Genomic DNA, 15,016 nt, shown 5'->3' with positions numbered 1-15,016 from the left:
CCAGATCAACCCTGGGCTCGTAATTGCGAGTGTTTCTCACCCTTGCTGTTTGGTAACAAATGCAGGAAAATCCAAAAAAATTTAACCAGATGTAAATTTTTCAACCTGGATGACGATAACTTTCCAAAAACTTTTTTGGAGCGTCTGTCCAAACTTTCAGAGCGTGCGATGAATATTCCAGTAAATACAATTGATACCCCCCGACACGAAGTTGCTGAAGTAAAGGAGCTTATTGGTAGCCTCTGGAGCCAACGGGCGATTGTTTTACTGTTTACTGCACTGACTGTTACCGCCGCTATTGCTTATGCACAATTGGCAACTCCGGAATATGAGGCTGAAACGACTATTCGTCCCGTTCCACTGGCTGATCTGGACGAGTTGAATGAGTCCGGACTTTACAAAATCCGGCCAAGTGATGCGTTGAATAACGTTGGCTCATCAATGCAGTCTTATGATGTCCGCCTGAAGTTCTTCCAGGCCAACCCGCAGTTCCTTGCGCCCTTGCAGGCACCTGGGCAATCCATTGAAGAAACATTTGAAAAATTTAACGAAAAAGCATTTTTGCTTGAAAAGATCGACCCTAAAAAGAGCTCCAGCCTTACCGAAGCCGTTGGCCTTAGTCTCAGGTATCCCCAGGGTGTAGATGGCGTAGGCATCTTGAAAGCCTTTACCGACTACGTCGTCAAAACCGAGAAAGAAAAAGCTGCCGCAAACTTGAAAACACTCGTTGCCAACCGTATCGACAACGTGGAAAAGAAGCTGGAGTCAAAAAAATCGATCTATGAGGCGGAAAGAGACTCAAAAATCGCCCACTTGCTGGAAAAAGACAAGTTAAAAAAGCAAACACTTCAAGACGAACTCAAAGCACTGCGTCAACAACTGCAAAGCCGCAGACAAAACCGCATCAAAGAGCTTGATGAAGCCATCGTCATCGCCAAGAAACTCGGCATTGTCAAACCCACCACGCCCTCGGCGCTGGGAGATGGAGAGCAGGCACATCAGGGCAACATGATCCGCACGGAAGTCAACAACCAGAAAATACCGCTGTACTTCCTGGGACAGGCGGCACTGGAAGCAGAACGCGCTACCCTGGTAACTCGTAATTCCGATGACTTCACCGAGCCGCGTATCGATGAGATTCAAAAAGAACTCAGTCTGCTGGCTACAAACCGCGAAGCGGCACTTCTCAAAGAGCGGGATAATCCTGAGATGTTTCTCAAGGACTTCGCAGACATTCGCGGAGAGTTGACTCACTTGAAACAGCTGAGTGTAAACTTCGATCAATTCAACCTGGTACAAGTTGACAAAGATGCGACAGCACCTCAATCGCCTATAAAACCGAAGAAAGCCCTGATCGTCGGATTTGGCCTGATCTTCGGATTCATACTCGGCGTGGGTGTCGCCATTCTGCGTCGCGCCCTGCTTTCAATGCATCCATCTCGTCGTTGATTGTCGAGGGCTGCGCTTGCTCTGCAGGCGCTGCCCGACTTGACCCATTGCTTTGATGCCCGCCTTTATCGCCGTAAAAACCAACATCGCTTTTTCGACTCTCCAACTTGTCCAAGGCGACACACCAAGAGCGGTAACAGGCGACAACTTATTCGCGCAGTGTCTCTGGTGAAGTGGTCGCTTGATCATTCCCACTCAACCAGACATTGACGTTCTCGACACTTTCTTCCGACAACTTTCCAGCCCAGCGATTCAGGATAAAAAGGTTGGTTATAAAGTCGTACTGAGTCTTGAGCAGATCGCGACGTGCCGTGAACTCGTTCTGCACCGCAGTCAATACATCCACGGCATTGACCACGCCATAGGCGAATGCCTTTTCTGCCGCGATGCGCGACTGCTCGGCCGAAGCCAGTGCATTGCGATTGGCATGAATCTTTTCCACGCTTGAGTCTGCAGTCAAATACGCGTTAGTCGTTTCCTTGACCACCTGACGACGTGTCGCCACCAATTGCTGTTCTGCGGTGAGCTGATCCTGATACAACTGCCTGACCCGCGCGGACGTCGCACCACCGCTATAGATCGGAATCTGTACCCCCACACCCGCGACATAGCTGTCGGTCTGCGGCGCCAACGAATTGTTGTAACCCTCGTTGGTCTGTTGTGCGCTCAGGTTCAGATTGACCGTGGGATAGTGCCCGCCCTTACCGGCGCGCAGGGCAGCCTCGGCAGCCTCCTGCGCATTTTCACTGGCCTTGATCGCCGGATTGTCGGCGATCGCCAAATTCACCCAACTCTCCAGGCTTTCGGCGGACACCTTCAATTCGACGTCATTACGCACACGGCTGAGCTTCTCTTTGACCGGCCGTCCGATAATCTCCGACAACGCGACGCGGCTCAGACTGGACTGGTTACGCGCTTCGACTTCCTGGGCGGCCAGCGAATCGACTCGAGCCTGGAGATCCAGCAAATCGGTAACCATTGCCAACTGTTTGCTGTAGAGCGCACTGACCCGGTCGAGGTTTTTCTGGGTAGCCCTGCGCTCGGCCTGCACCAGTTCAAGTTCATCATCGGCAGCCAATGCCGCGAAGTAACGCTGCGCAAGATCCACCGTGGCTTCGGCCTGAGCCTCCTTTGATTCGGAGTCCGCCTGCTTTGCCAGGCTTTTGAAGTGCTGGTAATTTTCCCAGGCAGCCTTGTTATACAAAGGCTGGGTCAACCCCACCGAATAATTGCGGCTATCGTAGGCCTCGTCGATCTGAATGTTGTTCTGTTTGATCCGGTTGAATCCGGCGTTAGCCGTCACCGAGGGCAACAGACTGCCAAATGCCTGGTTTTGCTGTTCGACCCCGGATTGCGCCTTGGAGTAAGAAGCGATCACCCGAGGGTCTTCCAGGCGTGACTCGCGGTACAACTGCATCAAGTCAACCGAGTAGTTCTGTTTACTGACCGAAGCCGTTGGCGGTGTCGTGATAGAGGACCGGGCGACGGGCGCTTCGGCGGCGTGGACAGGCAATGCCATCGAACCCATCACCAGGCAGGGAAACAGACGCACGATCACTCCTCGATCATCGACTGGGCGATAACGTTACGTGCCGGCTGCATCAAGTACTGCAGCATGGTGCGCTCTCCGGTGTTGATCAATACGTCTGCCGGCATGCCCGCCAACAGCTTGCGATCACCCAGTTTGCGCGCCCCTTCCCGAGTCACGCTGATCCGGGCCAGGTAATACGGCGCACTGGTTTTCTCGTTGATCAGGCGGTCGCCGGAAACACTGGTCACTCGACCTTCGATGACAGGCGTCGTGGCCGTGTTGAAGGCATTGAAGCGAATGTCCGCCAACTTGCCGACAGCGATTCGGTCGATGTCATTGGGCGAGACCTGCGCTTCGACCACCAGATCGGAAACCGATGGAACGATATCCAGCAAGGGCGTCGCGGGTCGCACAACGCCACCGATGGTGTGAACCGTCATGCCGATCACCATCCCGTCATCCGGAGCGCGGATAACCACCCTGCTCAGGCGATCCTCCAGCGCCGAGGCTTTTTCCTGCAAGTCATAGGCCTTGGTCTGGGTCTCTGCCAACTGCCTGGTAACGTCGGCGCTGAAGTCCTTGTCGATCTGCAGGATCTGCAACTGGGTTTCGTTGATCTGCAACCTGGTTTTGATGTTGGTCGAGCGGTGATCCGCCACTTCAGACTTGAGCAAGTCCAGCTTGCGTGCCTGTTCGAGCATGCGCTGTTTGTCGACAAAACCCTGGGCCAGCAATTCTTTCAATTCGGCAATTTCGCCGCTATAGGATTCCTGCAAGCTGGTCTTGGTACCGATCATGGTGTCGGTTCCCTTGATTTGCTGATTCAACTGACCAATACGCTCTTGCAGGACCGAGATTTGTCCAAGTCGCGAGCTACGCCTTGCGTTGAACACCTGAGTCTCGCCGTAACGCGCCTCGGCACTTCGCTGATTATCGGAAATGAGGTCCTTCGGGAATGCGATCGCCGGCAGGTCATCCCGCTCGGCGAGCAGGCGCGCCTCCATTGTCCTGGCAGCAATCAACTGGCTGCGGGTCATTTCGTATTCGGAGCGCAGTTGAGCGTCATCGAGCACGATGATCGGGTCGCCTTTTTTCACGACATCGCCATCATGGGCAAGCAGATCCTTGACGATGCCGCCCTCCAGATGCTGCACCGTCTTGCGATAGGTTTGCACGGTGACGACACCCGGCGCGTAAGCCGCGCCGTCCAGCGGAGCAAACGCCGCCCATCCGCCGAACAGGCCGAACGTCACCAATACAATGAGAAATCCTTTACGGCGTACGGATCTGTCGGACATGGGCAGATCTGCGAAAGTATCGGCAGGAGTAGTGAGCGTGCGGTTCATCGATAACTTCCTGTCAAACTTCGGTCGAAGCGACTTCTGTGCCTGCCCGTGCGCCAGGCTTTTGCTGGGCGGCCAATTGATTCGCGTTGAGTTGCGCGAGGACCTGATCCCGTGGGCCGTACAAACTGATCGTGCCGGCGTTCATCACCAGCAAGCGGTCAAGCTGGGCCAGAATCGAGGTCCGGTGGGCGATCACGAAAACCGTTGCCCCGGTGAGTTTTATCTGTTGCAGCGCCAACGCCAGCGCCCGCTCACCGACCTCGTCCAGGTGAGCGTTCGGCTCATCCAGCACGATAAGCCGCGGGCTGCCATAGATTGCCCGGGCCAACCCGATACGTTGCCGTTGCCCACCCGACAGATTGATGCCGCCCTCGCCGATGACCGTATCGTAGCCATCAGGCAGCATCAGAATCATTTCGTGGACACTCGCGGTCCTGGCCGCCAGCACGACTTTATCCGGGTCCACGACACCAAAACGCGCGATGTTGTCGCTGATAGTGCCTTCGAACAATTCAATGTCTTGCGGCAAATACCCGAGGTGCGGTCCCAATTGGCTTTTGTCCCAATTGGCAATATCGGCAGTATCCAGACGGACGACGCCATGCTGTGGCTTCCATACGCCCACCAAGGCCTTGGCAAGCGTCGACTTGCCCGAGGCGCTTGGCCCGACGACACCGATCATTGCGCCTGCCGGTGCGTTGAAACCGATGCCTTTGATGATCGGGGTCTTTGCTCCGGGAGCACCCAGGGTAAGGTTCTCCACCGTCACATGACCGATTGGAGCGGGCAATTGCATACGCTCGGGTTCGGCTTTTTGCTGGTCGAGAATGCTGTTCAGGCGTGCGTATTGTGAGCGGGCGGCGATGAATCCTTTCCAACTGCCGATCATCAAGTCCAGAGGGGCCAGCGCTCGACCCAACAGCACTGAACCTGCGATTACCAGTCCGGCGTTGATCTCATGGCTAACCGCCAGATAAGCGCCGAGGCCGAGAATCAGTGATTGAACAAGCAGACGGAAAGTCTTGGATATCGACGTGATGATCCCGCTGCGATCGCTGGCTCGGGATTGCAGCAGCAGCACTCTCTTGTGCCGCAGACTCCAGCGCGACATGAGGGAGTCAAGCATGCCCATGGACTCGATCACTTCGGCATTGCGCAAATTCTTGTTGGTTTGCAGCGTCGAACCAATGCTCTCTTTATTGGCCGCTGCCAGAACCTTGCCCGTGGATTGCTCATTGATAATGGCCAGCGCCAGCAAGATCACCGCACAACCGATCGCCGTCCAGCCAAACCAGGGATGAAACAGGAACAGCACCGCGACATAGATCGGCAGCCACGGCGCATCAAAAAACGCGAACAGGCCATTCCCGGACATGAATTGGCGCAGCCCGGTCAGATCGCTGAGCGGCTGCGCCGACGCGTCCTGGCCACCGCTGTCCAGGGCCCGTTTGAAACTGGCCCGGTAGACATCCCGGCCCAGCAACACGTCGAGCCTGGTGCTGACACGAACCATGATCCGCGAGCGCACCCACTCCAGCAGGCCCATCGTCACCAGCAGGAAGGTCAGAATAAGGGTCAACATGGCCAATGTCGTCAGGCTGCCGCCCGTGACGACCCGCCCGTAGACCTGAAGCATGTAGAAGGTCGGGACCAACATCAGTGCGTTGATGAACAGGCTGAAAAAACCCACCGACATGAAACTGCTCCTGCAGGCTCTCAGGGCTTCCTGCAAGCTGTTTTCGGGTGTACTGCGTATCATCTCGGGACTGACAACCTGGCGTGTTGATCGGGGATTGCGGGGCGCGCGAGTGTATCACCTGAGCAACGTTTGCAGAATGAAATCGCCAGCATCCCGTCTTTGCCATGCAATCGACGAACAGCGCTGGTCCTCACTCTCTGAAGATTTATAATTCCACTAGAGTTGATAATGGTTCTTTAAAATACCGGCCAATGAACTGTAACATATGTGAAATTTTGGCCAGCAACGCCGTTTGCAGAACGATTTGGATATCGGGGGCGGCCACCCAATCAATATGGAGTCACTCTTGATCAATTATTTTTCTTTACTCGCCAATATCGTCCGTGAAGAAGCGGCCGCAACCGGCGCGTTGCTGCAAGACGTCGCCCGCGAACTCTTGGCCACCAATACAACTCACTCGGATGGTGCCTGGTGGGCTGCCCACGGCAATGACCCCTTCTATACCGCCGAGCAAATTTACAAAACCGTCACAGGCGACCCGACTGCCGAACGCGCAGAACTTCTTTGCGGCAATATGGTTAACGTTTTCAGCGGCCTCTGTGCGGAGCTTGGCTTGCAAAAACGCACCATCTGGACGTATTCAGACTCCCAGGGGTTCTTTCAGGGACATACGTACCTAGAAATTTTTAATACAACTACCAACAAATGGGAAATTCAAGACGCGGACTACAACGTCTATTACACCGACGTTCGCACGGGCGAGCGTGTCGGTGTCAAGGACATGATGAACGCCGATGACATTGAATATTTCATCCCTAATAATGCAACTGAATCCGGATGGTCAGAGACAGGCGCAGAAGCCTTGCGCCTGGCTAATCTATATGCAGCGCAAATAATTACTACAGAGCATAAGCTCTATACCAGTAAGGACAGTCTGAGCGATACCTTGCTGGACAGTATTGCCAATTCTCTTAGCGGAGTCTTTGACTATACGGTAGATGGCGGTATCGCCGATCTGACTGCCACGCATCTGACAGATAGCAACGCCGTCACCAACAACGGTAGAGCCACGATCACCGGCAGTTCGAGCGCTGACTTCATTTCATATGATGGCAGTTCACTCAGCCCTGTGTTTGCCACGCTCATCGGTGGAGCCGGTGATGACACGCTTGCGCTACGTTTTTCCGGCGGTCAACTTTACGGTAATGAGGGCAACGATATCCTGATTGGCGGGCAGGCTGCAGATCTACTGGTCGGCGGTACGGGTGATGACTACCTGTCTGGCGGCTACGGTGCGGACCAGTATGCGTTTTCCAAAGGCGACGGCTTCAACGACATCGTCGACAGTTTCGGCGTAGGTGTCGACCAGCTTGTTTTCCTCGGCGTCAGCGGTACCGGTGGTACCGGTCGTACGCAAATTTCGGAAAAAGAGTTCAACTTCAGAGTCGACCAGAAACTGACCTCGGACGGTGTCTATCTTCGCTATGACACTGATGGTGACGCACGTTTTGATGGCGGGATGCTGCTCGAAGGCCGTACGACACTGCTCACCGCCAACGACGCCACATTCATATTCAACGCCGACCCACTCAAAGGCTTCAATACGACTGCCGTCGCTGGCAATCCTGGTTCCGGCTACGCCGAAAAAATCTACGGCGGCAGTGCGGCAGACAAAATCCTCTACACCGGCACGCGTGGCGCAGAACTGGCTGGCAGCACCAGCGGAGCAAACAGCGGCAATGACATTATCCAGTCTCACTCGGATGCGAACTGCTCGCTGTACGGTCAAGATGGCAACGATGTATTGGCTGGAGGAAACGGCGGCGACTTCATCGTCGGCGGCACCGGCAACGACCTGCTGATTGGTGGAAAAGGGCGGGACGTCTTCGTATTCAACGCAGGCTCGGGCGCAGACACCATCCAGGATTTCAAACAAGGCGAAGACACCCTCTACATCTACGGCTGGACGACTACCAAGTCCGTGACGCAGACGCTGCAGGACAATGGACTGGTTGTGACTTTCGACACCGCCGGAGATGGTGCTCACGGGGGCAATATCACGCTACTCGGCCAGACCACCTTGCTGAACAATGCCGACCTGTACTTTGCCTGAGTTCAGATGAGCAGCCGCAACGCACCGTACGCGTAAAAGAGACTGGCCCGCCGCGCATAAGTCTCGCTACAGACAAAGGCCGATCAATGATCGGCCTTTGTCGTTTCAATCACACCTCAGTTCACTTCGATCCTGTCGCGGTTTCTATCCAGTATCGCTTTGCCGATACCCTTCACTTCCAGTAATTCGTCAACTGACGCAAACGCACCATTACTGTCACGATGAGCAACAATCGCTTGAGCCTTGGCTTCGCCCACTCCAATCAACTCACGTTGCAGCGTAGGTGCATCAGCACTATTGAGATCGACTTTGCCAGATTGCGCCTTGGCGGCGACATCCTGCACCAACGGCGCATTCATGACTTCAGGTGTGTTGACAGGTGCGGCGATTGCCGTAAGAGAGGTGCTGGCGAGAAGGGCGAAAACCAGAGAATGGAAACTGCTTGTACGCATTAGTGAAGCTCCATGCCGTCGTTTGAGAAAGCAGCTTTCCGAAGCTGCTCTCCAAACTTAGGCCATGACATCGAGCTGTCAAAAATGTGTACGTTACTGGATATGAAACAATCAGGGTTCCAGGCGGCGCTGCTGGTAGATCCAGTCGACAATCTCACCGTCCGGGGTGTAGCCGCTGACGGTGTCGCGCAACAATTGACGGACGCGCGCATAGTCGTCCTGATCCACCGCGGCAAGCAATTCGGTCAGCTTGACCTTCAGCACATCCCAGGACAGATGATCCTCGTTGGCCGTCATGATCATCGGGTGCTGAGTGGCCGCCACGTTGTCACCAATCAGCAACTCTTCGTAAAGCTTCTCACCCGGACGCAGCCCGGTGAACTCGATAGCGATGTCGCCATGCAGGTTCTTTTCCGAGCGCACACTCAGGCCGGACAAATGGATCATCTTCTCGGCCAACTCGACGATCCTCACGGGCTCACCCATGTCGAGGACAAATACATCACCGCCCTGCCCCATGGAACCCGCCTGAATCACCAACTGCGCCGCTTCCGGGATGGTCATGAAGTATCGAGTGATCTTCGGATGCGTGACCGTCAGCGGACCGCCCGACTTGATCTGCTTGTGGAACAACGGAATGACCGAACCTGACGACCCCAGAACGTTACCAAACCGCACCATCGTGAAGCGCGTTTTGTTCACGCGTGAAACATTGCTCGTATCACCGAACAACACCGGAGCCAACTCGCGACTCAACGCTTGCAGCGTCAACTCAGCAAGGCGCTTGGTGCTGCCCATGACATTGGTAGGTCGTACGGCCTTGTCGGTCGAAATCAGGACAAAGTTGGCCACTCCTGCCTGGAGCGCGGCCTGGGCCGTGTTAAGCGTGCCGATCACATTATTGAGCACACCTTCGGCAATGTTGTGTTCGACCATGGGCACATGCTTGTAGGCGGCGGCGTGATACACCGTGTCTACTCGCCAGGTTTTCATGACATCCAGCAACTTGTCGGGGTTGCGAACCGATCCGAGAATCGGCAGGAGTCGGATCGACAGCGACTCTCGAGCGACCCGCTGCTCCAGCTCGGACAAGATGGAGTAAAGATTGAACTCGCTGTGTTCAAACAGAAGAAGCGTTGTCGGACGCAACGCCAGAATTTGCCGGCAAAGCTCGGAGCCAATGGAGCCCCCGGCGCCCGTGACCAACACGGACTGCCCCGTGATGCAATGCTCGAGTAAATCAGCCTGGGCCGGGACGGCGTCGCGCCCCAGCAGGTCGGCAATATCTACTTCCTGGATATCGTCGACCTTGACCCGGCCGCTGGCCAGATCCATAAAACCCGGGACGCTTCGAACGTGCAGCGGAAAGCCTTCGAGAAACCCGAGAATCTCGCGACGGCGTCCACGGTTTGACGACGGAATTGCGAGGAGAATTTCCTGGGCACCGGTGTTATCGATCATCTGCTGGATGTGCTTGGGCTTATACACCTGCAATCCGGAAATCACCCGGTCGGCGATTCCGCTATCGTCATCGATAAAGGCAACAGGCCGCATGACGCGCCCCATCCGCAAGGCTGCAACAAGTTGATTACCCGCCGCTCCCGCGCCGTAGATCGCCACTTTCGGCAGACCATCATCGCGGCTGGTGAACGGGACGTGCTGGGCGGCGCTGAACCAGTCGCCCATAAAGTACTGACGCATGGCCAGGCGCAGACCGCCGATCATGATCAGGCTCAACCACCAGTAGTTGAAAATGATCGAGCGCGGAACGACGTTTTGATGATTGCTGTACCAGTACACCACGACGCCAAGTATCAGGGACGATAGTGTCACCGCCTTGATAATGGCAATGAGCGCGTCATTTCCAAAGTAGCGCATGACCGCACGGTACATGCCAAAGCGAACGAAAAGAGGAATGGCGATGACAGGTGCACTGACAAAAAGCCAGACGTGCTGAGTGAACGGGTTGACCAGCTCGTCCAGCCCAAGTCGCACGACAAACGCCATCCACAGGGCACACCAGACCAGCGAAATATCAGTCAGGACCTGCAGAATGCGTTTATGTCGTCTTGGCAGACTTAACAACTTTGCCCGAATCTTATCCATAACCCCTCTAAACACCTGTCGAAGCTCCTAGCATTGATACAGCAACTGCAGCTTTCGGTAACTCACTTACCGACAAAGCAATACTCAAAAACCAATGCGTTCATCACGCCTTGCCAGCGATTTCCAACTCGCCCGCGTGAAACTTGAAAGCCAGCAACACCAGAGGCACGTAGGCCAGGACCACGCCTGCCACGCCATCGATATATTGCATGACGACCAATATAGCCACTGGCACTAACCACAACAAATTGATCGCAGCAATTGTCAGCGTGACCGCCCGATGGCTGCCATATTTCCGCGAAGCATACTGGTATCCATGGCTGCGATGGGCCTCATAAACCTTATCCCCACGCAACAGCCGACGAATGAGGGTAAAGGTGGCATCAACAATAAAGACGCCCAACAAAATGAGCCAGGCCCAGAGAAACAGTGGATTCGTCCATGCGGCATAGAGCGACATCACCGCCAGCACGATGCCAAGAAAACCACTGCCGGCATCGCCCATGAAAATCTTCGCTGGCGGGAAATTCCAGGCCAGGAAACCCGATACCGCCATCGCCAGCACCAGCGGAGCAATCGCAAGGCTGGTGTGGCCTGCGATCCAGTAGACCAGGCAAGCACCGACACAGGCACAAATCGCCTCGACGCTGGCCAGGCCATCAATGCCATCCATGAAGTTGTAGAGGTTGAGCATCCAGACCAGATAGAACGCACCGATGACATATCCGAACCAGCCGAGACTGAACTCGTAGCCGAACAGGTTGATCGGCGCCATCCCGCCAATCCAGATCAATGCCCAGATGGCACCCGCGAAATGCGCAAGCAGCCGCCAACGCGCGGCAATATGCCCATGATCGTCGAGAAACCCGATGATCGCGATCCAGCCGCCGGCCCCAAGCAGAGCCAGCGCCATCGGCCAGGCGAGCGCATCTGTCCAGGCCAGGACTGGCAAGGCGATCAGAAAGCTCAGGACAATAGCCACACCACCACCCCGGGGGGTCGGGACCGAATGTGAGCTACGTGCATTAGGAATATCAATCAAGCTGCGTGCCAGCGCGTATTTGCGCAATGCACCGGTGCCCAAGAATGAAACACCCACCACCAACGCCAACAACCATATCGTGTTCAAAGGTCAACTTCCTGAAACAGCCACAATCAATTCTGCAATTGAAGCGGCATTGTCATAAGCCAGCTTAGCGCTGCCTTTCCTTGTAGTAGTTGGCAGCCGAGACTAGCGCCTCATCGACGCTGACCGGCGGAATCCAGCCCAGCAACTCTCGAGTTTTGCTGATATCGACTTGCAACGAACCGCACAGACGCTGCGACAAAGCCTTCTTGCCGAGAAGCTGCGCCCCTCGTTCAAGCAACACGCTTGGCACAGGCAACAGGCGGGCAGGTTTACCCAATGCCTTTGCCATCCGCGTCAACAATTGTGTCGTTGACAGATCCTCCCCGTCGCTGACGAGGAAGGTCTGATTGGCGGCGGCCGGGTGACGGATGCAGGTCACGATCAGGTCCGCAAGATTTTCCAGCGCGACCAGGCTGCGTCGATTATGGATAGCCCCGAACGGTAAGGGTATTCCCTTGTCCAGCCAACGCATCATGTTCAGGAAGTTGGCTCTCACGCCCGGGCCGTAAACCAGCACCGGACGGATGATCACCACCTCCATCCCGCAAGTGCTCGCAATTTCACGCAGCCCTTGCTCGGCCTCCATTTTCGAAACGCCGTACGGATCACCAGGTGCGGGCGTGGCGTCGGCGAAGTAAGGCTGATTGAGCGGCGTACCTTCGCCATTCACCTTGATCGAACTGATGAACACAAAGCGCCGAACACCCGACGAGGCTGCCTGCCGAGCGAGGCTTAGCGTGCCCTCGACATTCACCTTGCGAAACGCCTCCAGCGGATCGGATTCGGTGTCATTCATGACGTGAACGCGAGCCGCGCCATGAATGACAACCTCCACTTGATCCAGCGCCTGAGACCAATCGGTATCAGCACTGAGCCCGGCGGTTCGAACGGTAATAACGCGCGACGGACAGTCAGGCAGGGCGTGCCCACGAATGGCTGCCACCGGTTCCAGATCGTCAGAGGCCGCCAAGCGACCCAATACTGCGCGACCAACGAAACCCGTAGCACCTGTCAATAAAACACGCATTTTTCAAACCTCGACGACGCTCAGGATTTCGACCAGACAGTACGATTGATGTAGTCGGTGTAACTCAGCACGACCCGAACGACCTGCTTCGACACAGGACCTGCCTGGTAATCCCTGACGACCGGGATAACGCGCTGACTACGATCATGTTGGCTGGTTACCACACGCACGGCGTCCAGAACGCCCTCCACTTTCAGGCCGCTCATGATGAGAGTGCCCTCATCCATCCCTTCCGGACGCTCGTGCGCATTACGAATGGTAATGGCGGGCAGATTCAGAAGAGAGGCTTCTTCGGTGATGGTGCCGCTATCGGACAGCACGCAGAACGCCGACATCTGCAACTTGATGTAGTCGAGCAGACCAAATGGCTTCGAGAAGCGAATCAGGGGGTGGTCCAGCGATTCGCCTATCGCTTCCAGACGTTTGCGCGTACGAGGATGCGTGGAAACGATAATAGGGTACTGGTATTTGTCGGCCAGGGCGCGCAGCGTTTTGAGCAAGTCGCGAAGGTTTTCCGGCGTATCGACGTTTTCCTCACGGTGAGCACTGATGATGAAGAACTTGTCCTGCTCCAGGCCTTCTCGCGCCAGCACGTCGGAAGTGAGGATTTTCGGCATGTAGTAGTCGAGCACCTCCTCCATATGCGAGCCGGTCTTGATGATGGTTTCTGGACGAATGCCTTCAGCGATCAGGTAACGCCGGGCATGCTCGGTCAGGACCATATTGATGTCGCTGAGGTGATCGAGCACCTTGCGGTTCAACTCTTCAGGGACGCGCTGGTCAAAACAGCGGTTGCCGGCTTCCATATGGAACACCGGTATCTTGCGGCGCTTGGCGGCAATGACGGCCAGACAGGTATTGGTATCGCCGTAGAGCAGAAGCGCATCAGGCTTTTCGGCCTCGAATACTTCGTCCGCCTTGGAAATGACTTCGGCGATGGTCTTGGCCGCGGTTTCGCCGGCAGCACCCAGGAAGTAATCAGGCTTGCGAATTTCGAGATCATCGAAAAAGACCTGATTCAATTCGAAGTCGTAATTTTGACCCGAGTGAACCAACACATGATTAACCTGCTTATCAAGCTCGGCAATAACGCGGCTCATCTTGATAAGTTCTGGTCGCGTCCCGACCAGCGTCATGACCTTAAGCATCAAGTTGCTCCTGAATGTATTCCAGATTCAACAGAACTTTCTTCACGCCTTCTACATCGAGACGCTCGGTGTTGTGGGAGGTGTAGTCGTCAAGATCGGAAATTTCCTGCTCGCCCTCGACAAAAAACTTCTTGTAGTTAAGGTCGCGATTGTCCGAAGGGATACGGTAGTAGCGCCCCATGTCTTCGGCCTTGGCCATTTCTTCTCGGGAGATCAGCGACTCGTAGAGTTTTTCGCCGTGGCGAGTACCAATGACCTTGACGGCATTGTCGCGAACAAACAGTTCCTTGAGTGCCTGGGCCAGGTCCGCCACTGTCGAGGCTGGTGCTTTCTGAACGAAAATATCACCTTGCTCGGCATGCTCGAACGCGTGCAGGACCAGGTCAACGGAATCCTCGAGCGACATCAGGAAACGTGTCATGTTCGGGTCAGTGACGGTCAGCGGCTCGCCACTCTGCAGTTGATTGATGAACAACGGGATCACCGAACCGCGCGATGCCATGACGTTACCGTAGCGGGTTGCGCAAATCACCGGGCCTGTCGCCGGAATCATCCGCGATTTGGCAACCATCAGCTTTTCAGCCATGGCCTTGGAAATACCCATGGCATTGATCGGGTATACCGCCTTGTCGGTACTGAGTACGACAACGCGTTGCACGCCCGAAGCAATGGCCGCATTCAACACGTTCTCGGTACCCATGACGTTGGTACGCACGGCTTCCATCGGGTAAAACTCGCAGGAAGGCACCTGTTTCAGGGCGGCGGCGTGGAAAATGTAATCCACCCCCACCATCGCCTGGTCCAGGCTGTCGCGATCACGCACGTCACCGATGTAGAACTTCACCTTGTCATTAGACAAGGCAATACGCATATCTTCCTGCTTCTTCTCGTCACGGCTGAATACGCGAATCTCTTTTACATCGGTATCCAGGAAACGCTTCAACACCGTATGGCCAAACGAGCCCGTACCGCCCGTGATCATCAAAACTTTATTATCGAACATAACTACCTTCCCA

11 protein-coding genes are annotated in these 15,016 nt (G+C 55.3%); 2 read left to right on the top strand and 9 right to left on the bottom strand.

Translation table 11 applies throughout. The features are described 5' to 3' along the window. Positions 1–168: 168 nt before the first annotated feature. Positions 169–1,449, top strand: a complete 1,281-nt coding sequence (locus KW838_RS14930; RefSeq protein WP_218501454.1) for a Wzz/FepE/Etk N-terminal domain-containing protein — start codon at positions 169–171, stop codon at positions 1,447–1,449. A 148-nt stretch (positions 1,450–1,597) separates the two neighbouring features. Here the strand turns inward: KW838_RS14930 and KW838_RS14925 are convergent, their stop codons facing one another. Genes KW838_RS14925 through KW838_RS14915 form a run of 3 tightly spaced genes read right to left on the bottom strand, consistent with a single transcriptional unit; the run spans position 1,598 to position 6,082 of the window. After that, positions 1,598–2,968 carry a TolC family outer membrane protein gene (locus KW838_RS14925; RefSeq protein WP_371317844.1) on the bottom strand — a complete coding sequence of 457 codons (1,371 nt, stop codon included), beginning with the start codon at positions 2,966–2,968 and terminating at the stop codon, positions 1,598–1,600. A 35-nt stretch (positions 2,969–3,003) separates the two neighbouring features. Then, a complete protein-coding gene (locus KW838_RS14920) occupies positions 3,004–4,326 on the bottom strand; it encodes an HlyD family type I secretion periplasmic adaptor subunit (protein WP_218501453.1) in 1,323 nt (440 codons plus the stop codon). Between the two features lie 13 nt (positions 4,327–4,339). Further along, positions 4,340–6,082 carry a type I secretion system permease/ATPase gene (locus tag KW838_RS14915; protein ID WP_102700346.1) on the bottom strand — a complete coding sequence of 581 codons (1,743 nt, stop codon included), beginning with the start codon at positions 6,080–6,082 and terminating at the stop codon, positions 4,340–4,342. 289 nt (positions 6,083–6,371) lie between these two features. Between KW838_RS14915 and KW838_RS29720 the strand changes: the two genes are divergently transcribed. Further along, positions 6,372–8,138: a calcium-binding protein gene (locus KW838_RS29720; RefSeq protein WP_218501452.1), complete on the top strand. Its 1,767-nt coding sequence runs from the start codon at positions 6,372–6,374 to the stop codon at positions 8,136–8,138. Between the two features lie 116 nt (positions 8,139–8,254). On the opposite strand, the gene KW838_RS14905 is transcribed toward KW838_RS29720, so the two are convergent. The 6 genes from KW838_RS14905 to KW838_RS14880 all read right to left on the bottom strand — a co-directional run bounded on the left by KW838_RS14905 (position 8,255) and on the right by KW838_RS14880 (position 15,003). Continuing rightward, entirely contained in the window at positions 8,255–8,590 is a 336-nt protein-coding gene (locus tag KW838_RS14905; protein WP_218501451.1) for a helix-hairpin-helix domain-containing protein, read from the bottom strand. Positions 8,591–8,701: 111 nt separating this feature from the next. Beyond that, the gene (locus KW838_RS14900) at positions 8,702–10,696 is read right to left on the bottom strand and encodes a nucleoside-diphosphate sugar epimerase/dehydratase (protein WP_218501450.1); all 1,995 of its coding nucleotides are present in this window, start codon (positions 10,694–10,696) and stop codon (positions 8,702–8,704) included. A gap of 103 nt (positions 10,697–10,799) precedes the next feature. After that, positions 10,800–11,825 (bottom strand): glycosyltransferase family 4 protein, encoded by a 1,026-nt coding sequence (locus KW838_RS14895; RefSeq protein ID WP_218501449.1) that lies wholly within the window; start codon positions 11,823–11,825, stop codon positions 10,800–10,802. A 64-nt stretch (positions 11,826–11,889) separates the two neighbouring features. Beyond that, entirely contained in the window at positions 11,890–12,852 is a 963-nt protein-coding gene (locus tag KW838_RS14890) for an SDR family oxidoreductase (RefSeq protein WP_015093997.1), read from the bottom strand. 20 nt (positions 12,853–12,872) lie between these two features. Then, positions 12,873–14,000: a non-hydrolyzing UDP-N-acetylglucosamine 2-epimerase gene (gene wecB, locus KW838_RS14885; RefSeq protein ID WP_218501448.1), complete on the bottom strand. Its 1,128-nt coding sequence runs from the start codon at positions 13,998–14,000 to the stop codon at positions 12,873–12,875. Continuing rightward, positions 13,993–15,003 carry a polysaccharide biosynthesis protein gene (locus KW838_RS14880; RefSeq protein ID WP_015093995.1) on the bottom strand — a complete coding sequence of 337 codons (1,011 nt, stop codon included), beginning with the start codon at positions 15,001–15,003 and terminating at the stop codon, positions 13,993–13,995. The genes wecB and KW838_RS14880 overlap by 8 nt, the downstream gene beginning before the upstream one ends. Between the last annotated feature and the right edge of the window lie 13 nt (positions 15,004–15,016).

This window comes from Pseudomonas sp. PDM27, from assembly GCF_019219205.1.
In the GTDB taxonomy this organism is placed as follows: Bacteria; Pseudomonadota; Gammaproteobacteria; order Pseudomonadales; family Pseudomonadaceae; genus Aquipseudomonas; species Aquipseudomonas laurylsulfatiphila.
This window is presented reverse-complemented; position numbering and strand designations above follow the sequence as displayed.